The sequence below is a fragment of the Streptomyces sp. STR69 genome (genome assembly GCF_024519455.1).
Taxonomy (GTDB): Bacteria; Actinomycetota; Actinomycetes; order Streptomycetales; family Streptomycetaceae; genus Streptomyces.
In genome coordinates this window covers 99,310-120,074 of record NZ_JALJRY010000022.1, presented here as the reverse complement: position 1 = coordinate 120,074, position 20,765 = coordinate 99,310, and the positions used below count along the sequence as shown (strand labels likewise).

Annotated in this window: 20 protein-coding genes and 2 pseudogenes; 12 read left to right on the top strand and 10 right to left on the bottom strand. The window is 67.5% G+C overall.

Translation table 11 applies throughout. The features are described from left to right. The first annotated feature begins 80 nt into the window (after positions 1–80). On the top strand, positions 81–1,337 hold the full coding sequence (locus OC490_RS34590) for an XRE family transcriptional regulator (protein WP_262061973.1): 1,257 nt from the start codon (positions 81–83) through the stop codon (positions 1,335–1,337). After that, positions 1,337–1,855 carry a GNAT family N-acetyltransferase gene (locus tag OC490_RS34585; protein WP_262061972.1) on the top strand — a complete coding sequence of 173 codons (519 nt, stop codon included), beginning with the start codon at positions 1,337–1,339 and terminating at the stop codon, positions 1,853–1,855. Before OC490_RS34590 ends, OC490_RS34585 begins: the two co-directional genes overlap by 1 nt. Before the next feature lie 148 nt (positions 1,856–2,003). Here OC490_RS34585 and OC490_RS34580 read toward each other — a convergent pair. Continuing rightward, positions 2,004–2,210: pseudogene (locus OC490_RS34580) on the bottom strand (helix-turn-helix domain-containing protein); the annotation flags it as partial. 942 nt (positions 2,211–3,152) lie between these two features. Here OC490_RS34580 and OC490_RS34570 point away from each other — a divergent pair. Beyond that, positions 3,153–3,668 (top strand): DUF4231 domain-containing protein, encoded by a 516-nt coding sequence (locus OC490_RS34570; RefSeq protein WP_262061971.1) that lies wholly within the window; start codon positions 3,153–3,155, stop codon positions 3,666–3,668. A gap of 48 nt (positions 3,669–3,716) precedes the next feature. On the opposite strand, the gene OC490_RS49640 is transcribed toward OC490_RS34570, so the two are convergent. Next, positions 3,717–4,337 (bottom strand): CDP-alcohol phosphatidyltransferase family protein, encoded by a 621-nt coding sequence (locus tag OC490_RS49640; RefSeq protein ID WP_410099211.1) that lies wholly within the window; start codon positions 4,335–4,337, stop codon positions 3,717–3,719. Between the two features lie 195 nt (positions 4,338–4,532). Between OC490_RS49640 and OC490_RS34565 the strand changes: the two are divergent. Further along, positions 4,533–4,739 (top strand): annotated as a pseudogene (locus OC490_RS34565) (IS256 family transposase); the annotation flags it as partial. 91 nt (positions 4,740–4,830) lie between these two features. After that, positions 4,831–5,217, top strand: coding sequence for a VOC family protein (locus OC490_RS34560; protein ID WP_262061970.1), 387 nt, complete (start codon positions 4,831–4,833; stop codon positions 5,215–5,217). A 247-nt stretch (positions 5,218–5,464) separates the two neighbouring features. Here the strand turns inward: OC490_RS34560 and OC490_RS34555 are convergent, their stop codons facing one another. Then, on the bottom strand, positions 5,465–5,926 hold the full coding sequence (locus tag OC490_RS34555; protein ID WP_262061969.1) for a PH domain-containing protein: 462 nt from the start codon (positions 5,924–5,926) through the stop codon (positions 5,465–5,467). Positions 5,927–6,085: 159 nt separating this feature from the next. Between OC490_RS34555 and OC490_RS34550 the strand changes: the two genes are divergently transcribed. Together OC490_RS34550 and OC490_RS34545 are read left to right on the top strand one after the other, a co-directional pair. Continuing rightward, complete coding sequence (locus tag OC490_RS34550; RefSeq protein WP_262061968.1) at positions 6,086–7,024, top strand: MerR family transcriptional regulator; 939 nt, start codon at positions 6,086–6,088, stop codon at positions 7,022–7,024. Between the two features lie 57 nt (positions 7,025–7,081). Beyond that, positions 7,082–7,651 carry a GNAT family N-acetyltransferase gene (locus tag OC490_RS34545; protein WP_262061967.1) on the top strand — a complete coding sequence of 190 codons (570 nt, stop codon included), beginning with the start codon at positions 7,082–7,084 and terminating at the stop codon, positions 7,649–7,651. A 74-nt stretch (positions 7,652–7,725) separates the two neighbouring features. Here OC490_RS34545 and OC490_RS34540 read toward each other — a convergent pair whose 3' ends face one another. The 3 genes from OC490_RS34540 to OC490_RS34530 all read right to left on the bottom strand — a co-directional run bounded on the left by OC490_RS34540 (position 7,726) and on the right by OC490_RS34530 (position 10,932). Beyond that, positions 7,726–9,408, bottom strand: a complete 1,683-nt coding sequence (locus OC490_RS34540) for a rhamnogalacturonan lyase B N-terminal domain-containing protein (protein WP_262061966.1) — start codon at positions 9,406–9,408, stop codon at positions 7,726–7,728. 106 nt (positions 9,409–9,514) lie between these two features. Beyond that, positions 9,515–10,369 (bottom strand): hypothetical protein, encoded by an 855-nt coding sequence (locus OC490_RS34535; RefSeq protein ID WP_262061965.1) that lies wholly within the window; start codon positions 10,367–10,369, stop codon positions 9,515–9,517. After that, positions 10,366–10,932, bottom strand: a complete 567-nt coding sequence (locus tag OC490_RS34530) for a SigE family RNA polymerase sigma factor (RefSeq protein ID WP_200713547.1) — start codon at positions 10,930–10,932, stop codon at positions 10,366–10,368. The genes OC490_RS34535 and OC490_RS34530 overlap by 4 nt, the downstream gene beginning before the upstream one ends. Before the next feature lie 266 nt (positions 10,933–11,198). On the opposite strand from OC490_RS34530, the gene OC490_RS34525 reads away from it, so the two are divergent. After that, positions 11,199–12,650 carry an NCS2 family permease gene (locus tag OC490_RS34525; RefSeq protein WP_262061964.1) on the top strand — a complete coding sequence of 484 codons (1,452 nt, stop codon included), beginning with the start codon at positions 11,199–11,201 and terminating at the stop codon, positions 12,648–12,650. 34 nt (positions 12,651–12,684) lie between these two features. Here OC490_RS34525 and OC490_RS34520 read toward each other — a convergent pair whose 3' ends face one another. From OC490_RS34520 to OC490_RS34510, 3 genes are all read right to left on the bottom strand, one after another. Further along, positions 12,685–14,145 (bottom strand): peptidoglycan D,D-transpeptidase FtsI family protein, encoded by a 1,461-nt coding sequence (locus OC490_RS34520; protein ID WP_262061963.1) that lies wholly within the window; start codon positions 14,143–14,145, stop codon positions 12,685–12,687. Positions 14,146–14,209: 64 nt separating this feature from the next. Further along, positions 14,210–14,683: a GNAT family N-acetyltransferase gene (locus OC490_RS34515; protein WP_262061962.1), complete on the bottom strand. Its 474-nt coding sequence runs from the start codon at positions 14,681–14,683 to the stop codon at positions 14,210–14,212. A 3-nt stretch (positions 14,684–14,686) separates the two neighbouring features. Next, positions 14,687–15,460 carry an IclR family transcriptional regulator gene (locus tag OC490_RS34510; protein ID WP_262061961.1) on the bottom strand — a complete coding sequence of 258 codons (774 nt, stop codon included), beginning with the start codon at positions 15,458–15,460 and terminating at the stop codon, positions 14,687–14,689. Between the two features lie 140 nt (positions 15,461–15,600). On the opposite strand from OC490_RS34510, the gene OC490_RS34505 reads away from it, so the two are divergent. Then, positions 15,601–17,130 (top strand): aldehyde dehydrogenase (NADP(+)), encoded by a 1,530-nt coding sequence (locus tag OC490_RS34505; RefSeq protein ID WP_262061960.1) that lies wholly within the window; start codon positions 15,601–15,603, stop codon positions 17,128–17,130. 105 nt (positions 17,131–17,235) lie between these two features. Beyond that, on the top strand, positions 17,236–17,844 hold the full coding sequence (locus tag OC490_RS34500) for a DUF1349 domain-containing protein (RefSeq protein WP_262061959.1): 609 nt from the start codon (positions 17,236–17,238) through the stop codon (positions 17,842–17,844). On the opposite strand, the gene OC490_RS34495 is transcribed toward OC490_RS34500, so the two are convergent. Continuing rightward, on the bottom strand, positions 17,804–19,174 hold the full coding sequence (locus OC490_RS34495; protein ID WP_262061958.1) for an MFS transporter: 1,371 nt from the start codon (positions 19,172–19,174) through the stop codon (positions 17,804–17,806). The two genes, OC490_RS34500 and OC490_RS34495, sit on opposite strands and share 41 nt — an antisense overlap. A 70-nt stretch (positions 19,175–19,244) precedes the next feature. Between OC490_RS34495 and OC490_RS34490 the strand changes: the two genes are divergently transcribed. Next, a complete protein-coding gene (locus OC490_RS34490; RefSeq protein ID WP_262061957.1) occupies positions 19,245–20,240 on the top strand; it encodes a GlxA family transcriptional regulator in 996 nt (331 codons plus the stop codon). Further along, positions 20,237–20,728, top strand: coding sequence for a GNAT family N-acetyltransferase (locus OC490_RS34485; RefSeq protein WP_262061956.1), 492 nt, complete (start codon positions 20,237–20,239; stop codon positions 20,726–20,728). Before OC490_RS34490 ends, OC490_RS34485 begins: the two co-directional genes overlap by 4 nt. Positions 20,729–20,765: the final 37 nt, after the last annotated feature.

The window sequence follows — 20,765 nt, the reverse complement described above, 5'->3', positions numbered from 1 at the left end:
GGCCCCGCGCGCATCGTGGGCAACCGGAAATTTCTCGCCGCTCACGCTACTGGCGGGGGCGAAGTGGCTACCGTGGGTGCATGGAGGGGAACGCGAGCCTCATCGGCGCCATGGGCGAGTCGGCCCTCAAACAGGCCGAGTTGGCCGAGGCCGTGAACGACTACCTGCGCGCTGGTGGCGTCGAAGGCACGGTGAGCGACCGGACCGTCCGGAACTGGCTCACCGGAAAAACCCGCTGGCCCCACCCCCGCCAACGCGAAGCCTTAGAGGCAGTATTCGGTTGTACGGCCGCGGAGTTGGGCTTCAGCCCGCCGACGGCAACACTCACCACCACCGAACCGGAGTCATCCGTGAGGCGCAGGAACTTCCTCACCGGCACCGCTGCCGCCGTCGCGGCGCCCATCCTGGATTCTCGGCCGACCTCTGTCGGCACCTCGGATGTGATCCGCCTCCGTGGCGGACTGGACGCCTTGATGGCCCTGGACGCATCCAGAGGCGGACACGAAGACTTGGAGCGGTCGGCGCTCGCCGGCGCGGACGAGGCACTCGGCAAGGTCGAGCAGGCCTCCTCCCAGCGCATCCGCCAGCGGTTGTATTCGGTGGCCGCCAACTACCTGTCGACTGCCGCATGGGCCGCCATCGACGGCCGCCAACTCGACCGCGCCCAGACCCGCTTGGACCGCGCCCTGTACCTCGCCGGGATGGCCAAGGACCCCGTCGTAGAGCTGCGCGTCTGGAATTCCTACGCGATGCTCGCCCACCAGCGGGACAAGTTCACTGATGCGGTGGACGCCGGATACGCGGCCCAATCAACTGCGATTGCCAGACGGGACCCCTTCTACGGCTCCCTCGCCCACGCCCGTACGGCCCTCGCACACGCCACTCTCGGAGACCGCCAGGCCACCATCAGGTCTCTTGGGTACGCCGAGGAGGCATTGGGAAAGGCGACCGACGACGAGCGTCGCCCGAGTTGGGTGGGCTTCTACGGGGTGGCCGAGCTGACCGCGATGACGGCCATCGCCCGGGACCGAATCGGGGACTCGGCAGAAGCGGAAGCGGCCTCCCACAAGGCACTGAGTGGCATCCCGAAGCCCTTCAAACGAAACCGCGCCCTGGCCACGGCCCGGCTGGCCCTGACACAGGTCCACCAGCGGGACCTGGACCCGGCGTGCAGGTCGGCCTCGGAAGTCTTCGAGCTGATGTCCGGCCACCCGATCCCTGGCCGCATGCGATCCCTACTCGGTGACTTCTACCGGGACTTGATCACTCTTGCGCCGGACGCATCCATCGCCCGAGAGTGGGGAGACCGCTATCGATCCGAATGGAGCCGAGCCTGATGGCCGACCTGGACGTCCGTCGCTACAGCCGTGGGGACCTGCCGGAGATCCGCCAGACAATCATCGACATCCATGCGGACGCCCAGGGCGAGCGACCGGACGAGTTCCGCAAGAAGTTCCCCTGGTTCGTCGACCAGTGGGGCTCGCGGGAGGGTTACTTCTGCGTGATCGCGTGGGATGGGGACACGGCTGTTGGGTTCGCGTACGGCGCTCCGGCGGTCGACGGTCGGGAGTGGTGGCGCGAGTACGTCGAGCCGGCGCCGGAGAAGACCCTGACCTTCGCCTACTCGGAGTTGGCAGTCCGCCGGGCGTACCGGAAGCAGGGCATCGCCGACCTACTCTCCCGAGCTCTGCTGGAGGACAGGACAGAAGACCTGGCCGTCCTGCTCGTGGATGTCACCCACCCTCGCGTCCAGGCACTGTACGAGGACTGGGGCTTCAAGAGGGTGGGCGAACAACAGCCCTTCCCGGACTCCCCGGTCTTCGCCGTGATGCTGGCTCAACTGCCTTTGGCGTAGGTCCGGAACACAGAACAGAGGAGCGCCCTCTTTCGACCGGGGGCAGAGGGGTGCGAGACCTGGGCAGCGAGTCATTTACCCGTGAGTCGGCCTGCCGGGCAGGCCCGGCCGCACGGGCCCCGGATACCTACAGCCGCACCAGATCTGCCGCCAATACCCCCGCCGGCATCTGCCACGGATGCGACCTGGGACGGTACGTCCGGTCTGACAGCCCCGCTAGACCGCCGTCCTCATACCGGCGCACCCGGGCATGCGCCGACTGTCGCGAGACCCCATACCGTGCCGCGACCTCTGTCTTCGATGCTCCAGCAGCTACTTCCATGACCTCGTGATAGCGCTGCTCGACCACGCTCAACTCCACCAGCGCGGCCCCGGTCCTCCCCATGCGCCACATCCAGGCGCACAGCCAAGCCGAGGCAAGCGGTGTCAAGCATCAGATGAAGCCGCAGTGTCAACTATCAACCGAGACAGGACACAGCCCCACGGGACCTACTGAGTAACAACCTTCTCCACTGGTTCAAGGCGGCTCGCTCCACTCCCCGCGCGCGGCCCGGGCGCCGGCCGGGCCTGCGCTCCTGATGGCGTCGTAAGACGTTGGTCTTGATCCTGCAGACGAACGTCCTGAGCGAACCGGCATGCGGTGATCCGTAGCCGCTCCTGAGGCCTGACCTCCCAAGACAGAGTCGGCCCCGCATGCCGGCTACAACTGGGCCTTCGCCGCCCTCACCGCATCCCCAGGCGCACGAGCCCACTACGACCACCGACGAGCCGCCGAAGAACGACACGTCGCAGCACAACGCAACCTCTTCAACCGCCTACTCGGCTGCCTCCACCACTGCCTCATCCACCACATCCCCTACGACGAACAGACCGCCTTCCCCAACACCGCTTGACTGATCAACCGCATCGGATGTCTGTCTCCGCCCCGCTCCAGCCCGGCCGGCGCCCGTGCCGCGCGCACAGGGATCAGCCGCTTGCCGTCAGAGAAGGGGGACGTCGTGGCTGGGGCGGTCGGCTCCGCGATTTTAGGCAGCCACTTTGGCGCGAGCCTCGAAGATCATGGCCCCAACGTCGTGCTTTACCGGGCAGGTCCACTACCTGCCCGACGCGCCGCAAGCTTACGGGGCCATGATCACTCGCCCCAAAGCAGCTCCAGCCCAAAATCGCTCCACCGATCTACAGCAAGCGTTAGGCCGTCTAGCATGGCATGGTGACGGAGAGTCATTTGACCGCAGAGGCTGATCTACTGATACCGAGAGGTCGCCAGGCGACCCGAACAGGAAGAATTGAGCGAACCATGCTCGCTCGACTCACTCTGGAATTCTGCAACCGGGAAGGCGCTAGCGAATTCCAGAAGATCTGGCTGGAGCGAATTCTCGCTGAGGCATATCGTCGACGCGCATGGGAGAAGCGCAACCGTCGCCTGTTCCTAACTACTCAAAGCGCCATATTGAGTGGGGCTGTACTTTTGCCTGCGCTGGTCACTGCAAGCGCGGAAATCCGGTGGGTTCGCTACGCTTCCATAATCGTTAGCCTATTGGTCGCCATTGCGACCATCGCCGACCGCATTTTGCGACCTGGGCCACGGTGGCGACTATATCGCTGGGGAGCCGACATGCTCTCAGGTGAGGCGTTCCGTTTCTTTTCGGAGCTAGACCCATACAAGGGACTCGCGCCCTCTGATCGATTTTCACTTTTCCTTGGGCGCTTCGAAGAACTCGCAATCGACTTCCATAACCGTTACCGCGAAGACATCGATGAGACCTTGCCCAAGGAAAAGAAACCGGACTCCGACGAGGAATCAACTGCTTAAGGGGGTAGAGCAGAAATAGATCGAGACTGATCTAATTCGTATCGCCGTCTAGTCGTGAGACGCCTCTGCCCTTGGGGAGCTTGCGAGGTGTCGACAGATCACCGTCGTTCGAGCCACCCGAGCGTACTGGAATCCTGAGACATAGTAGAGGAAGAGGCCTAGCACAGCGAGAACGATTGCAACGGTACTTATTGTCTGTGCCTGAGGCACGGATGTTTGTCTAGCTATGAGAGCCGGAACTCCGATTAGTAGGAAAGCCGTCGCAGTCTTGCCCGTATTGGTAGCCGAAACCGGCATTGGCCCTCGGAAAGCGTAGGTGACGACGGCGAACAGCGCAACATCTCTTCCGATGATTAGCCCGGCGAGCCACCATGGAATTATATTTGCCACGCCTAGCATGCAACTCAATGTCAAGATACAAAGCCGATCGGCGACCCGGTCAGCTACAGCGCCGATCCTGGTAACCTGGTCGAACCTGCGGGCTACATATCCGTCCAAGCCATCGCTAACTGCAACCACCAGCATAAGTAGCCACGCGCAAGTCCACGCATCGACAATCATAAAATAAATAAATACTGGCAAAGATAGGAACCTGAAGAGGGTTATAAAATTCGCCACAGTGTGCAACTTCTCGTGAGTGGCACGGATGCCACCCTTTATTTGGGCCATTGTAAATTACCGCCGCCCGCATCAATGCTTCCCGTTACTCTGGTTGAGCTGGAATAGGATGCCCGGATTTGGTTCATATCATTCAAAAGCTCGGTGGAGTTACGCTCATTGTCGGAGACCTGAGCGTGCTCCGATATGAGAACGGTCAGCCACCTCGCACGAGCGAGCCTCCTTCGTGGCGTGCGTCAGGTGTTCACCTTCGCGACGGTCCGACTGCGGACCAAGGTCTCCCGCGGGGCCGGCTCCCGCGCTGCCGCCCTCGCGATGGTCTTCAAGCTCGTTGAGGCCGCCCAGCAGCGGTGGCGGGCCCTGAACGCGCCTCATCTCGTTGCCCTCGTCCGCGCCGGAGCCCGTTTCGAACGCGGCCAGCTCATCGAACGACCCGAGCTCAGCGCGGCCTGAGGCACATCAACTGATCTACAGTTCTAGCCAGTTACTCACCAGAGACACTCGAATCACCTCGCTGACGTCATCCGTTCCTGAAGGGAGTCCTGTGGCATCCGTCAAGGACATCGTCTTCGACAGCCCTCATCCGGCGTCATCCGCCCGATTCTGGGCGCAGGCCCTCGACGACTACGAAATCGCGTCGTACGACGAGGATGAGCTGACCCGGCTGCGCTCCTTGGGCATCAACGACCCGGAGGATGACCCCACTGTCCTGCTGGTTGGCACGGACGGCAGGTTGCCCCGCATTTTCTTTCAGTTGGTGCCAGAGGACAAGCGGGCCAAGAACCGGGTCCATCTCGACCTGAGCACGACCGATGCAGCCGCAGAGGTCAAGCGACTATGCGCACTCGGGGCAACGGTTCAGGCCGAGCGTGAGGACTGGATCACGATGCAGGACCCCGATGGCAACGAGTTCTGCGTTATGCGCCCGTGAGTGGGGGCCAGCCTTCGACCTCTTCGAAGGCTCCGCCACCCTCGCGACATGATCGACTTCAACTGATCCACAGGAATTGACAATTACTCCAGAAGGCGGCCCATGTCATTCTCGCTGGTGCAGGATGTCAGACCTGTCTGACATCCACGGCAGGCATCAAAGGGGCCGGACGGCGGCGCACAGCAGCCTCCCGGGCGACCGTCGGACCAGTCGCCGACGGCCCCAGGGACAGGTGTAGATCGAACTCCTAAAGCGTTTGTTCGCCGTGGAGTTGGGCATCAACGAGCCGCCGCACATCAGCGAACCGCTCATCCTGGCGAGTCCCACCTGCCAGATCGCTCAGGGCATACGCCGTGTATGTGAACCCGTCCGTCGTGTGGAACTGCGCCCCCCAATTGCCGAGGCTCACCGCGCTGACACGCGACCACGGCAGACGTTGAGTGCCCCAGGGATTCACCATGACGATCACGTCCGTCGCGAGTTCCAGGCGTGTGCGCAGCAGCCCCCACCAGGCAATGAGCCCGAATCCCAGTGCAACGGCCGTAACGATCCCCGCGGAGCCCGCGGACTGCGCGTCCGGGTGGGAGAGCACGCCCAGCCAGGCGGACAGCGCCGCGCACATCGGGCCGACAGCCAGCACGTAGCCCATGAGCCGACCGGACCAGCCAACCCGCCACACACCGATGACGCCGTCTCGCACATCGTCCACGGTGCGAATGATCCTCGCCCGTGCCTCACAACGGAACCGTGCGAGCAACGACGTCGCCACCACGACTGACCGCCGGTACCTCGGGACGAAGTGGTCGTGCCAGAAGCGTGCCAGGTTGTAACTTGAGTCTCCAGTAGGGGGAGACGCAAAAGTGTGGGCATGGAAGGCGACACCCTCTACTCGATCGGCGAGCTGGCTCGGCGGACCGGTCTCACGGTCAAGACCATCCGGTTCTACTCCGATCGCGGGATCGTGGCGCCGGCGGACCGCACCCCGGCCGGCTACCGCCTGTACGGCATCGACGCCGTCGCACGGCTCGACCTCGTAAGGACCTTGCGCGAGTTGGGACTTGACCTCTCCACGATCCGGAAGGTCGTGGACCGGGAGCTCTCGCTTCCCGAGGTCGCTGCGGCGCATGCCGAAGCACTGGCCGTGCAGATCCGCGTCCTGCGTCTGCGGCACGCGGTGCTGACGGCGGTGGCCGAGCGCGGGTCGACACCTGAGGAGACGGAACTCATGCATCGGCTGGCACAGCTGTCCGAGGACGAACGCCGACGTCTGGTCGGCGAGTTTCTCGACGCGGCCTTCGGTGGCCTTGTCGCCGCCACCCCCGCGTTCGCCGGGGTCATGCGCTCGATGACCCCCGAGTTGCCCGACAACCCGGATCCGGAACAGGTCCAGGCGTGGGTGGAGTTGGCCGAACTGTCCCTGGACCCGGAATTCCGCTCCTCCGTACGGCAGTTGGCCGAGGAGCAGGCCGCAGAGCAGGTTCGGAGCGCTGCGGCAGGTCCGCGCCGCGATATCGCCGCCGTCGTCCGTGACCAAGTCGGGCCGGCCCTCGCCGCCGGTATCGACCCGGCCTCGCCTCAGGCCGATCCGTTCGTTGCCGCCTTCACCGCGGACTACGCACACCTCTTTGACCGCCCCGACGACATTGACCTTCGCCGTCGGCTGACCGCTCGGCTGGAGTGCGTGAACGACCCCCGCAGGGAGCGGTATCTCCAACTGCTTGCCGTGGTCAATGGCTGGCCCGCCCCGGAGAGTCTGGCACCTGCGCTGGACTGGTCCGTTCAGGCTCTGCGCGTCCGGGCACCGTGACGACTGGGCTGACGTGAGACACGGCAGGGCGAAATCGGTGCTGCATATGATCAGTTCATGACTGCTCCCGTCGTACTTCACGTAGCCGCGACGCCCACCGCCCCCGCTCTCGTTCTTCGACCCTGGCGCCTCGCGGACGTTCCCGGGCTGGTCGAGGCGGGCCGGGATCCCGTCTTGCGTCGGTGGATAACTTCCATCGTCGACAACGAGGTTGACGGGGCGCGGTGGGTGCGGGAGCAGGAGCGGGGTTGGACGGCGGGGGAGCGGTTCGCGTTCGCCGTTCTTGAGGCCCGATCCGGGTCGGTTCAGGAGCAGTTGGTGGGCAATATGGTTCTCAAGGAGTTCACCCCCGGCAAGCCGGCTGTCGAGGTGGGCTATTGGACCGTCGCACACGCTCGCGGGCGGGGAGTGGCGCCCCGTGCCCTCGACGCAGTCAGCGACTGGGCCTTCGGCACCTTGGCCGCCGACGGGCTGGAGCGGCTCGAACTCCTGCACCAGGTGGACAACTTGGCCTCGTGCCGGGTCGCGGAGAAGGGGCGGTACGAGTTCGCCAGTGTGCTGCCCGCCGCGCCGCCCGCCTTCCCCCGCGACGGCCACCTCCACGTGCGGCGGCGCGCGGACCGCTGAGATCCCGAACCCGATGGACGACGCCCCCGCCGGTCGTCACCGGCGGGGGCGTCGCTCTGCTGACCGAGGGGGGCTCAGGTCAGCAGGTCGATGCAGTCGAACGACGTGCCCGGGCTGAGGAAGGCCGAGCCCGTCGAACCACTGACTACGTTGATCTTCAGGATGTTGTACTTCGTGGCGTCCGAACTCCACGCACTGGAAGGGACGTTGAAAACGAACGTGTGGTTGTTTCCACGGTAGGAACCCGTGGTGAGATCGCGGGTCGAGGGCTGTGTGGGAGGCGTGGGGATGGCGGAGACCCAGTCGTTCACGGTGACTTGAGGGCGGGCGTTGATGTACGCCGTTGTCACACCCACTCGCAGTGTGTGCGCCGCGGCTGCCTGCGCCGCCGTCAGTTTGAAGTAGACCAGGACGCCGTCGTTCACGTCCTTCCAGATGTACGCCGGGAAGGACGCGGCCTCGCTTCCGCTCCCGATCGTGACGTTCCCCGTCCACTTCGCCGCCCGCGCGTCGGACGGATGCGCGTACGTCATCAGCTCGGCGTTCTTGAACTCGCGCGGCGTCCCGTCCCAGTTCCCGAGCCGCCACAGGGCGCTCGCGGCGGACGGGTCACCTGTGATGCTCAGGGTGTGCAGCGACGTCGTACCGCCCGCCGTCACCGCCACCGACTGCGTGTGCACGGCGAGTTCGCCCTTGAAGACGGTCAACGTGTACGTCCCCGGCAGCATCCCCTTGCAGGAGAAGGCGCCGGTGCCGGCCGCGGCCTTCGCCCAGTACTGCGCGTCCGCGTTGGAAAAGCCCACTGTGTAGGGGTACTTGGAGTCCATGCCCTTGAGGCCGACCCCTGCCACCTTCCCCCGGCCTGCCTTGCCCACCCAGCCCGTGATGCCGAGCGAGTCAACCCACGACGTGTCGAGATTCGCCGCGAAGAGGGAGGACGAAGGTGTGCCGCCGTCCGTGAAGGCCACCACGAACGGGCCCTGCAGACCGAAGCGTTCGGGCTCGGTCTGGGCCTCGTTGTAGTGCAGGATCTCGTACAGCCCCGCCCCGCCCTCGTTCGAGTGGCGCAGCAGCGAGCGGTAGAAGGGACCGCCGGAGGCCTTCTCGTGGTTGGAGCGGACGACCCACAGGCCGACCGAACCCGTCGTGAAGCCGACGTGGTCGTAGTCGATGGTCCGCTTGCCCGAGTAGTGCTTGGAGCGGGTCGTGCCGTCCGGGTGCTTCCAGACGTCACCCGCCTCGATGATCGTGTCCGTGGTCGAATCCCAGGCGTCTGAGCCGGAGTTGGGGAACACTCCCGGCTTCACCCGCACTATGTAGCGCGTCGCGGTGAAGGACGCGTCCGCCTTGTTCGTCCACAGGTAGACGTTGTTCTCGCCGCTGCGGGCCGCGTACCACTGGGTGATCGGGCCGTGGACCACCTTCACCAGGATCGTCGAACCCGACTGCTTGATGGTGACCGTGGAGGCGCCGAGCCCGGACTCGACATGCGAGTGCTTGCCGCCGTAGCCCTCGTACTCCTTGCCCTTGTAGGCGAGGGACGTGATGTCACCGGTCGACTTGGAGACCTTGAGGACGAGTGAGGCGCCCGTGGTGATTACGTAGTTGGAGCCGTCGTCGGTGTATCCGAACGCGGCGGCGGAGGCGGACGAGAGGAGGCCGGTGCCGCCCGCGACGGCCGCGCCGGTGGCGGCGACACCGATCGCGGAGGCCCCGAGCACCCGCCTGCGGGTGAGGTGCTTCTTGTGCGTGCTCAAGCGACTTGCTCCGTGTGACTCCGTGCGAGAGGAACCTTGCGCTTCCTTGTCGCCGCCGGAGGGGAAGGGGTTGCCGCCCGACCGGAGATTTTTCCGGGGCTGTCGGCTACGACTTCGTTGCCGCGAAGTCGCCCTTCACGGACAGCTGTCGGCCGGCCGCCGTGGCCGCCGCCGAGTAGCTGTCGTCCTTCGCGTCCCGGCCGCCGCGCTCATGGTTGTACTGCCCGGCGAAGACCCAGTCCCCGACCGCCACCGTACGGCCCTCCTTGAGCACCCAGGTGTAGACCAGGAACCCGTCCTGCTCCGTCACCGTCTGCGTGAAGTCCTGCTCGGGCAGCGAGCGCCAGGCGCCCGCAGAGCTGACCCCGGCGGTCAGCTTGACCTTCAACTGGACGGTGAGCGCGGTGAGTTGCTTGGTCGTCTTGAGGGTGACGTCGCTCTGCGCCCAGAAGTCGTTGCTGCCCGGGTCGATCGAACCGTCCGACCACAGCGGGCCGTCCTGTGTACCGGAGGCGGGCGGCAGCACGGGCGCGGACGGCGAGGCCGTCGCGGACGTCGTCGGGGAGGCGCTCGCCTCGGACGAGCTGTGCGAGGTGCCCGAGCCCGAACTCGGCTTCGGGGCAACCGGTTTGACCGGGGTGCGGCTCGTCGCGTCCGGCGACGGCGTGGGGGTCGGGGTCGGTGAGACGGACACCGTCTGTTCGGCGGGGGAGTTGCCCTTCACCGCGGACGCCACCGCGTAGCCGCCGATCGCGAGGACGCTCGCCACCGCCGCCGTCGCGCTGACGACCCGCACCCAGCCGAACACGGGCGGCCGGGTGGCCCGGTGGTCGGGACGCGACTGCGCGGCCATGCCGCGTTCGAGCCGCGCCAGGATGCGCGCCCGGTCGGGCTCGTGGCCCTCGGCCGCCTCGTGCAGCCGGGCGCTCAGCTCGTCGTCGTGGACGTTCTGGTGCCTCATCGGTTCCTCCCTCCGGTCTCGCCGCCGCGCGCCATCGCCGCGTGCATCTGCAGCGGAGGGCTCTGCGGGCCGAGCAGGCGCTGCAACTCGGCCATGCCCTTCGACGTCTGGCTCTTAACCGTACCGACGGAAACACCGAGCGCGAGCGCGGTGTCCTTCTCCGACAGATCGAACGCGTGCCGCAGCACCACACAGGCCCGCTTGCGGAACGGCAGCCTGCGCAGGGCCTCTTGGACGTCGACCACGCCGGCCACGTCCGGGTTCTCGGTCTTCTCCTCGCGCTGCGACCAGAACAGGGCGACCCGCCGCCGCTCGCGCACCGCGCTGCGGATCCGGGTGCGGGCCAGGTTGGCGACGACGCCACGGGCGTAGGCCGCGGGATGGTCGGCGGCGCGCACCCGGTCCCAGCGGTGCCAGAGCGCGAGCAGCGCGTCGGCCGCGAGATCGTCGGCGGCGTCCGCCTCGCCCGTCAACAGGTGGGCGAGACGCGACAGTTCGGCGTAGTGGCGTTCGAAGAAGGCGTGGAACTCCACGGAGGCGGCGTCGTCGACGACTGTGCCCACGGCGGACCTCTCCTCGCTGCGTGGTTGTGTGTGTCATGTAGATGACACGTGATCATTCGGGGGTGACCCCGACGAGATCCGGAAGCGTAGCAGTGATCAATTGGCTGGATTGGTGCAGGCCTTCGAACGCCGTCCGACAGGTCGACGACAGGCTGGTGCGTCGACCCTGATTCCGTAACACGGGGAAAACCTGAAACAGGTTCAACGCGGGAACAATCCAGCCAGCATCCGCGCACCGATCACTGAGGCCAACGAGGAGTACCCGCATGTCCGAGTCACAGAAGGTGGCCGACCGGCCAAGTGCCGAACCACCGGCGGCGAACGGTGTCGACCGGTTCTTCAAGATCTCCGAACGGGGATCCACCTTCGGTCGTGAGATACGCGGCGGCTTCGCCACGTTCTTCACGATGGCCTACATCCTCGTCCTGAACCCGATCATCCTGGGCAGCGCCAAGGACAAGTTCGGGCACTCGCTCGACACCGGCCAACTGGTCACCGCCACCGCCCTGGTGGCCTGTGTGATGACGGTCATCATGGGCGTCGGCGGCAACCTGCCCCTCGCCATCGCCGCGGGCCTCGGCCTCAACGCTGTCGTCGCCTTCCAGTTGGCCCCGCTGATGAGCTGGCCCGACGCGATGGGCCTCGTCGTCATCGAGGGCGTCCTGATCTGCGTCCTGGTCCTCACCGGACTGCGCGAGGCGATCATGAACGCGATCCCGCAACAGCTCAAGCAGGCCATCGGCGTCGGCATCGGGCTGTTCATCGCGTTCATCGGCTTCGTCGACGCCGGCTTCGTCAGTCGTATACCGGACGCCGCGCAGACCACGGTTCCCGTGCAGCTCGGATCCGTCGGCCATCTCGCCGGCTGGCCCGTCCTGGTCTTCTGTCTCGGCGTACTGCTGACCATCGCACTGGTCGCCCGCAAGGTGAAGGGCGCGATCCTGATCAGCATCGTCACGATGACCGTCCTCGCGATCATCATCAACTCCGTCGCCGACATCAAGAGTTGGGGCCTGATGACCCCCAAGGTGCCGGACAAGATCGTGGACACGCCCGACTTCGGACTCATCGGCCACTTCAGCCTGTTCGGGGCCTTCGGCGAGACCAGCGCGATCACCGTGATCCTGCTGATCTTCACGCTGATCCTGTCGGACTTCTTCGACGCCATGGGCACGATCGTGGGTATCAGCGCGGAGGCCGGTCTCCTGGACGACGACGGTCAGGTGCCGAACATCGGCCGCGTCCTGTTCATCGACGGTGCCGCCGCCGTCGCCGGCGGAATCGGGTCCGCGTCCTCCAACACCGCGTACATCGAGTCGGCTTCGGGTGTCGGTGAGGGGTCGCGTACCGGGTTCTCGAATCTGATCACCGGTGGGTTGTTCGGGCTCGCGCTGTTCCTGACCCCGCTGCTGACGATCGTGCCGTTGCAGGCGGCGGCGCCCGCGCTGATCGCGGTCGGGTTCCTGATGATGACCCACGTCAAGTACATCGACTGGGACAAGTACGAGATCGCGATTCCGGCGTTCCTCACCATCGCCGCGATGCCGTTCACGTACTCGATCACCGACGGGATCGGGGCGGGGTTCATCTCCTACGTCGTGATCAAGACGGTGCTCGGCAAGGCGAAGGAGGTCAACTGGCTGTTGTGGGGGGTGTCCGCGCTGTTCCTCGTGTACTTCGCCATCGACCCGGTGGAGCAGATCCTGGGCGTCAAGTGAACGACGGCCCCGGCCACCCGGCCGGGGCCGCTCGCTAACTCTTCAGCGCCGCCTTCATCATCGCCTTGGCCACCGGGGCCGCCAAGCCGTTGCCGCTGATCTCGGACCTTGCCGCGTCCGACTGCTCGACCACTACCGCCACCGCGACCTCTTTGCCGGTCGAGTCGGACTTGCCGTAGGACGTGAACCAGGCGTACGGGCTCTGGTCGTTGTTCTCGCCGTGCTGGGCCGTGCCCGTCTTGCCGCCCACTGTGACGCCGGCGATCCGGGCGTTCGTGCCGGTGCCCTCGGTGATGACCGTCTGCATCGCCGACTGGAGTTGCTGCGCCGTGCGTGAGCTGACGATCTCCTTCGTCGTCGTGCTGTCGTCGTAGTTGTGGACCACATCGCCGCCACTGTCGGTGGTCTCCGACACCATGTGCGGGGAGACCAATTTGCCGTCGTTGGCTATAGCGGCCGACACCATGGCCATCTGGAGCGGGGTGGCGGTCACGTCGTACTGGCCGATGCCCGTCAGGGCTGTCGACGACTTGTTCATGTTCGACGGATAGACGCTCGGGTACGCCCGCACCGGGATGTCCAGTTCCTCGTCGTTGAAGTCGAACTTCTCGGCCATCTCCTTGACCTTGTCCTGCCCCAGGTCCACCGCCATCTTCGCGAACACGGTGTTGCACGAGTACTGGAGCGCGACCCGGATCGAGGCGTTCGTGCAGGGCGCGGACGAACTCTCGTTCCTCAGCGGGGTGACCGTGCCCGGCAGCGTGTACGGCGAGGGGCTGGTCGTCTTCTCGTCCACCGAGGAGTAGAGCCCGTCCTCCAGGGCCGCCGCCGCCACGACCAGCTTGAACGTGGAACCCGGCGGCAGCGGCTGACGCAGCGCACGGTTGGTCAGCGGCTTGTCGGGGTCCGCGTTGAGCTGCTTCCAGGCCGCCGCCGCGGTGTTCGCGTCGGTCAGCGACGAGGGGTCGTAGGACGGGGTCGAGACCACGGCGAGGATCTTGCCGGTCGTCGGATCGATCGCGACGGCCGCACCCTTCTTGTCACCGAGCGCGTTGTACGCCGCCTTCTGCACATCCGGGTCGATCGTCGTGACCACGTCGCCCGGGGCGGCCCGCTCGCCGGTGACCGTGTCCATGACGGTCTTCAGGCCGCTGTCCGTGCCGTCGAGGAGGTTCGCGTAGATCCCCTCCAGCTGCGTCGGCGCGTAGCTCTGCGAGGCGTAACCCGTCACCGCCGCGTAGAGCTTGCCGTCCGTGTAGGTGCGTTTGTAGGCGAGGTCGCTGCTGCTCTCCGTCCGCGTCGAGCCGGTGATCGCGTTCCCGGCCACGATGATGTTCCCGAGCGGGTCCGCGTACGTCGCGATCGCGTTGCGCCGGTTGTCCTTGTCGTCCGCCAGCGCCTGGCCGTCGTAGAACTGCACCCAGGTCGCCCTCACCAGGAGGGCGAGCACCAGGAGCAGTGCGAAGACGGAGGCGCGCCTGATCGTCTTGTTCATCCCGCTCTGAAGACGACCGGACGGGAACGAATCGTTCCCTTACGACACTTTTCTCATCCAGCGCTCATGAAGTCAGCGTCAGCACGAGTTCGTCGATCTCCTCGCCCCGCGCGTTCGCGAACCCCCGGTCCTGCCCGCTGACCCGGAACCCGCACTTCTCCAGGACACGCCGCGAGCCCGCGTTGTCGGCCGCCACGCGCGCGTGCAGCGGGCGTTCGGGCTCCTCGGCCAACAGGTCGCGCAGCGCGGCCGTCGCGATGCCCTTGCCCCAGTAGGCGCGGTCGATCCAGTACGTCACCTCGCGCTCGCCCGGGTCGCCGTAGACCGCGGCGTTGCCCACGACGTCGCCGTCGGCGAGGACCGTGCGGTTCAGAACCCCGGGCAGGGCGCGGATGCGCTTCCAGTGGGCGTCGAAGGCGTCCCTGTCGGTCGGGTCCTTCGCGGTGAAGGCGGCCATCCGGACGGACTCGGGGTCGTTCGTCAGCCGGAAGAAGACCGGCAGATCACTGTCGTGGACCGGCCGGAGCGCGACGTCCATGGGTCAGAGCCTCCGGGTGGCGAGAGTGAGCCGGTCACGGGCGTCGAACAGGGCGTCCTTCACCATCTGTTCGTGCGCGGGGGTCAGCCGGGCCACCGGCACCGAGCAGCTGATCGCGTCGCGGGCCGGGGTGCGGTAGGGGATCGCGACGCCGAAGCAGCGCAGGCCGAGCGTGTTCTCCTCGCGGTCCACGGCGAAGCCCTGCTCACGGACCTGGTGGAGTTCCTCGATGAGCTTCTCGCGGTCGGTGATCGTGTGCTCGGTGAGTGCGGGCAGCGTCTCCGGGAGCATCTTGCGGACCTGCTCGTCCGAGTAGGTGCTCAGCAGCGCCTTGCCCAGCGAGGTCGAGTGCGCCGGGAGGCGGCGGCCGACGCGGGTGAAGGGCCGTAGGTAGTGCTGGGACTGGCGGGTGGCCAGGTAGACCACGTTGGTGCCGTCGAGGCGGGCGAGGTGGATGGTCTCCGTGGTGTCGTCGGAGAGCCGGTCCAGGGTGGGGCGGGCCGCCGCCACGACCTCGTCGCCGTCGATGTACGACGTGCCGACCAGCAGCGCCCTCACACCGATGCCGTACCGCGTGCCCGTCGCGTCCGTCTCCACCCAGCCCAGCTCCACCAGCGTGCGCAGCAGCATGTAGAGGCTGGACTTGGGATAACCGACGGCCTCCTGGACCGCCGCGAGGGAGTGCATACCGGGCCGGCCCGCGAAGTATTCGAGCAGCTCCACCGTCCGCACCGCGGACTTGACCTGTGCCCCGCCGCTTGTCTCGCCTGCCGACATCGCCCTTGACCCCTTCGTTCGACGAGAACCTTGAGTTATCGTCTCCACGAGCATATTCATCATCAGAGACAGCGTTCAGCATATCGAACGAGCCTGGTGAATGACCCAGAACTGCGGCATTACATGTGGAGGGACCCGCGGTGGCAGCAGCACCAGTCTGGAGTGTCGACCCCCGAACCGGGAAGCAGCGGGAACAGGTTGCGGTGGAGGCCACAGCCCAGGAGGTGGACGCCGCCGTCCGCGCCGCGTACGCCGCACGGGGTTCCCTCGCCGACCGCACGGTCCGCGCGGCCTTCCTGCGCGGCGCCGCCGACCAGCTCGAAGCGGCCAAGAACCAGTTGGTCGAGGTCGCCGACGCGGAGACCGCGCTCGGCCCGGTCCGGCTGAACGGCGAACTCGCCCGCACCTGCTACCAGTTGAGGGCCTTCGCGGACATCGTCGACGAGGGCGCCTTCCTCGACGTCGTCATCAACCACCCCGACGACACGGCCACCCCGCCGATCCCGGACCTGCGCCGTTACAAGGTGCCGCTGGGTGTCGTCGCCGTCTACTCGGCCTCCAACTTCCCCTTCGCCTTCTCCGTCCCCGGTGGCGACACCGCGAGCGCGCTGGCGGCCGGCTGCCCGGTCGTCGTCAAGGCCCACCCCGACCACCCCGGCCTGTCCGAGCTGGTCGCGAAGGTGCTGCGCCGGGCCGCCGCCGAGCAGGGCATCCCGGACGGCGTCCTCGGCCTGGTGCACGGCTTCGAGGCGGGCGTCGAACTGGTCAAGCACCCGCTGGTCTCGGCGGCCGGCTTCACCGGTTCCGTACGCGGCGGCCGTGCCCTCTTCGACGCGGCTGCCTCCCGTCCCGTCCCGATCCCCTTCCACGGCGAACTGGGCTCCCTCAACCCCGTCGTGATCACCGAGGCGGCGGCGGCCGAGCGGGCCGAGGCGATCGGCACGGGGCTCGCGGGTTCGATGACGCTGGGCGTCGGCCAGTTCTGCGTGAAGCCCGGGCTGGTGCTGGTGCCGTCCGGCTCCGCCGGGGACGGGCTGGTCAAGTCCCTCACCGATGCCGTCAGCGACACGGACTCCGGGGTTCTGCTGGACCACCGGATGCGGGACAACTTCCTTGCCGGTGTCGCCGAGCGGGCTCAACTCCCTGACGTGGACTCGCCGGTGACGCCCGGCGCGGGCAGCGAGCACACCGTGAGCCCAGGGTTCCTGACGGTTCCGGCGGAGAGGCTCGCGTCCGAAGGGGCGTACGACCTGCTGCTCGAAGAGTGCTTCGGGCCGGTCACCGTGGTGGCCCGCTACGACGACGACACGCAGGCGAATGCCGTGCTGTCGCGGCTGCCCGGGAATCTCACGGCGACGGTTCATCTGTCGGCGGAGGAAGCGGCGGGGGAGGGGCGGGGGGCGGAGATCCTGGCGGAGCTCACGCCGCTCGCCGGGCGGGTGTTGGTTAATGCGTGGCCTACGGGGGTTGCGGTGGCGCCTGCGCAGCACCACGGGGGGCCGTACCCGGCGACGACCTCTACGTCAACGTCCGTTGGTGGTACGGCTATTGAGCGGTGGCTGCGGCCTGTGGCTTATCAGAACACGCCTGAGGCGTTGCTGCCGTTGGAACTCAGGGACGACAACTCCCTCGGGTTGCCTCGGCGTTATGACGGGCGTTTGGAGCGGTAGCGCCATTGGGGGTGCGGTTGAGTGCGGAGTACCGGTCCGTTGTGGCTGGTCGCGCAGTTCCCCGCGCCCCTAAAAACCATTGCCTGGGCCTGAGATAGTTAGTGGATGGACTTGGAACTTCCCGAACTGCCTTTCCCCCTCCGCACTTACGGCCCCGATGGGCACTGGTCCTACGAGGACGGTGTGCTCACCGGGTGGGCCGGATCCCGGCAGGACCGGTTTGTGCCGCCGACCGGTGAGGGACTGGAACCCGCCTCCGACGCGCCCCGGTTGCTCGGGGCGCCGCATGGCGACTTCCAGCTCATCGCTCGCGTCACCGTCGGGTTCGCGGGGTCGTTCGATGCCGGTGTGCTCTATGTCCATGTCGGGGAGCGGGCCTGGGCGAAGTTGTGTCTGGAGTACTCGCCCGATGTGCCCACCGTCTGCACGGTGGTCACGCGGGGGCACTCCGACGACGCCAACTCCTTCACTGTCGACGGGAGTTCGGTGTGGCTGCGGATCAGCCGCACCGGGCGGGCCTTCGCCTTTCACGCCTCGCGTGACGGTGAGCGGTGGATCTTCGTGCGGCTCTTCACCCTCGGTGACGAGAAGGAGACGGACGAGGCCCTGGTCGGCTTCATGACGCAGTCGCCGATGGGGGAGGGGTGTGTCGTGACGTACGACCACCTTGAGTTCAGGCCGAGTTGGCCGGACGACCTGAGAGACGGAAGCTGAGCGAGGCCGTCACCGCGAAGAGGGCCGCGCTGATCGCGAGGCTCTCCCGCAGGCCCGCCGTGAACCCGCCGGAGACCAGCGCCCCGAACACCGCGATCCCCAGCCCGCCGGCCACCTGCCGCGCCGAGTTGAGCACCCCGGCCGCCAGGCCCGCCCGCTCGGCCGGTACCGCGTCCATCATCACGGCGGTCAGCGGCGGGACCGTCAGGGCGCAGCCGAGGGCCATCGGCACGAGCAGCACCGCCACCAGGAGCGGGGGTGTGCGCTCGTCGACGCAGAGCAGCCCGAGCGCGCCCGCTCCGGCCAGCAACTGTCCGATCAGCATGGGCAGTCGGGCTCCGTAGCGGCCCGCCAGCTTGCCCGACACGACGTTCGTCACCGAGATCAGGCCGGCCATCGGCAGGAACATCAGCCCGGCGTACAGCGCCGAACGGCCCTGCACCTGCTGGAAGAAGAGCGAGAAGAGGAAGACCACGCCGTAGAAGGCGACACTGCACGCCGCACCCGCCGCGACCGCCACGGACACCGTGCGACTGCGGAACAGGCCGAGCGGCACCACGGGATGTGCTTGTCGCAGCTCGACCCTGACGAAGACCGCGCCCGCGACGAGGGCGATCAGCGACGCCACAACTCCCGTTGCCCCGCCCTCGATCACCGCGAACGTCACGGCGGTGAGCGCCACCACCGCCGTCAGCTGGCCCGGCAGGTCGAGCGGCGCGGGCCGGCGTTCCGAGCGCGGTGAGCGGACCAGCAGCACCAGCGCCACCGCGCCCAGCGGCAGGTTGATGAAGAAGATGCCGCGCCAGTCCCAGACCGTGGTCAGCGCGCCCCCGGCGACCGGGCCGAGGGCCACCGCGATCGAGCCGCCCGCCGCCCAAGTGGCCACCGCCCGGGCCCGCTTGGCCGGTTCGGGGTAGGCCTGCCGGACGAGGGACAGCGAGGCCGGGAGGACGGCGGCGGCGGCCACGCCCTGGAGCACGCGGGCGCCGATCAGCGTGGGCAGGTTCGGGGCCAGGCCGCAGGCCGCCGAGGCGAGGGTGAACACGGCGACGCCGATCGCGTACGCCCGGCTCGCCCCGGCCCGGTCCGCGAAGGCGCCGGTGGACAGCATGAGGGCGGCGAAGGAGAGGGTGTACGCGTCCACCACCCACTGCAGTCCCGACATCCCGCCGCCCAGCGCCTGTCCGATCGACGGCAGCGCCACGTTCACCACCGACGCGTCGAGGGTGATCAGCGCGAAGCCGAGGAGGGCGGCGGTGAGGGTGAGAGCGGGGGAGAGCGGGGTCAAACCGCCGGTGCGGGGCGTGAGTTGGGTGGTGGTCGTTGGCATGTACCCATGCTGCGGAACCGCGACGGCATAGAGTAGTGGCCGGAACGCCATACAGCCGGAGGTTCTGGCCATGCCGAGGAAACGGCCCCCGCACCGCGTCGCGATCGTCGCGCCGTCCCCCGTCTCCATGTTCAACCTGGCCATCCCGGAGATGCTCTTCGCCAAGGTCGAGGTCGACGGTGCGCCTGGCTACGAGGTGACCATCTGCAGCTTGGACGGCGGGCCGGTGGTCACGACCGGCGGGCTGCACCTCCAGGTGGGCCGCGGCCTCGACGTGCTGCACACCGCCGACACCGTGGTGCTCGCGGGCACCGGCCGGCGGTACGAACCCGACCCGGCCGCGGTCACCGCCGTCCGCGAGGCCGCCGCCGCGGGCAAACGGATCGCCTCCATCTGCAGCGGCGCCTTCGTACTCGCCGAGGCCGGGCTGCTCGACGGCCGCAGCGCCACCACGTACTGGGGCGTGGCGGACGAGCTCCGTGAGCGCTACCCGGCCCTCGACCTCAGGGGCGACGTCCTCTACGTCCAGGACGGCCAGGTCCTGACCGCCTCCGGATACGCCGCCGGCATCGACCTCTGTCTGCACATCATCCGCACCGACTACGGCGCCGCCGTCGCCAACGAGGTCGCCCGCCTCGCCCTCGTCGCACCCGTACGGCCGGGCGGGCAGACGCAGTTCACCCAGACCCCGCTGCCGCCCGAACGCGGCACCGCCTGCGCCGACACCCGGGGCTGGGCCATGCGCAACCTCGACAAGCCGCTCACCCTCACCGACCTGGCCCGGCACGCGGGCGTGAGCGTCCGCACCCTCACCCGCCGCTTCCACGCCGAGAGCGGGGTGAGCCCCCTGCAGTGGCTGCTCCACCAGCGCGTCGAACGCGCCAAGGAACTCCTGGAGACCACCACCCTCCCCATGGACCAGGTGGCCCGCGCCTGCGGCCTGGGCACGGCGGACTCCCTGCGCGGCCACCTGGTCCGCCGCACCGGGCTGACCCCGAGCGCCTACCGGACGCAGTTCAGCCACCTGGGAACCGAAGCGGCGGACATCACGTCATCGGTCGCATGACGAGTGATCGCGACACCGACACCCTGATGATCCGCACGGCCCTGCCGGCCGAGGTCGACGCCATCGCCGGCCTGCACCTCCGTGCCCGGTCGACCTACTACCCCGACGGTCTGCCGCCGTCCGACTTCGACTGGCGCGCCGCCTGGCTGGCCTCCGTCGAACGCCCGGACGGCCATGTGCTGTGCGCGGTCGAGGACGGCCGTATCGTCGCCGTCGCCTCCTTCCGCACCGCGGAGGGCGACCCGGCGGAAACGGTCAAGCTGTTCCAGTTCCACGTCGACCCCGACCGCTGGCGCTCCGGCCTCGGTACGGCCCTGCACAGGGCCTGCGTCGAGCAGTGGCGGGCCGACGCACGGCGGACCGCCGTACTCGACGTGCATGTCGACAACGAACGGGCGCAGGCCTTCTACGTCCGTCAGGGCTGGGTCGCCGACCCGGCCGACGGCGATCACCATCTGGGGATGCGCCTGGACCTCACCGGGGAATGAACCGCGCCGAAGGAACGTTCCTGGGGGGAAACGGAGG

Bases quoted from the DNA above. Each gene is read 5' to 3' on its own strand.
- OC490_RS34520 (WP_262061963.1), bottom strand. From the start codon at position 14,145: ATGAACAAGACGATCAGGCGCGCCTCCGTCTTCGCACTGCTCCTGGTG.
- OC490_RS34490 (WP_262061957.1), top strand. From the start codon at position 19,245: ATGCCGAGGAAACGGCCCCCGCACCGCGTCGCGATCGTCGCGCCGTCC.
- OC490_RS34545 (WP_262061967.1), top strand. From the start codon at position 7,082: ATGACTGCTCCCGTCGTACTTCACGTAGCCGCGACGCCCACCGCCCCC.
- OC490_RS49640 (WP_410099211.1), bottom strand. From the start codon at position 4,337: ATGGCCCAAATAAAGGGTGGCATCCGTGCCACTCACGAGAAGTTGCAC.
- OC490_RS34500 (WP_262061959.1), top strand. From the start codon at position 17,236: ATGGACTTGGAACTTCCCGAACTGCCTTTCCCCCTCCGCACTTACGGC.
- OC490_RS34535 (WP_262061965.1), bottom strand. From the start codon at position 10,369: ATGAGGCACCAGAACGTCCACGACGACGAGCTGAGCGCCCGGCTGCAC.
- OC490_RS34550 (WP_262061968.1), top strand. From the start codon at position 6,086: ATGGAAGGCGACACCCTCTACTCGATCGGCGAGCTGGCTCGGCGGACC.
- OC490_RS34590 (WP_262061973.1), top strand. From the start codon at position 81: ATGGAGGGGAACGCGAGCCTCATCGGCGCCATGGGCGAGTCGGCCCTC.
- OC490_RS34585 (WP_262061972.1), top strand. From the start codon at position 1,337: ATGGCCGACCTGGACGTCCGTCGCTACAGCCGTGGGGACCTGCCGGAG.
- OC490_RS34515 (WP_262061962.1), bottom strand. From the start codon at position 14,683: ATGGACGTCGCGCTCCGGCCGGTCCACGACAGTGATCTGCCGGTCTTC.
- OC490_RS34570 (WP_262061971.1), top strand. From the start codon at position 3,153: ATGCTCGCTCGACTCACTCTGGAATTCTGCAACCGGGAAGGCGCTAGC.
- OC490_RS34510 (WP_262061961.1), bottom strand. From the start codon at position 15,460: ATGTCGGCAGGCGAGACAAGCGGCGGGGCACAGGTCAAGTCCGCGGTG.
- OC490_RS34485 (WP_262061956.1), top strand. From the start codon at position 20,237: ATGACGAGTGATCGCGACACCGACACCCTGATGATCCGCACGGCCCTG.
- OC490_RS34495 (WP_262061958.1), bottom strand. From the start codon at position 19,174: ATGCCAACGACCACCACCCAACTCACGCCCCGCACCGGCGGTTTGACC.
- OC490_RS34525 (WP_262061964.1), top strand. From the start codon at position 11,199: ATGTCCGAGTCACAGAAGGTGGCCGACCGGCCAAGTGCCGAACCACCG.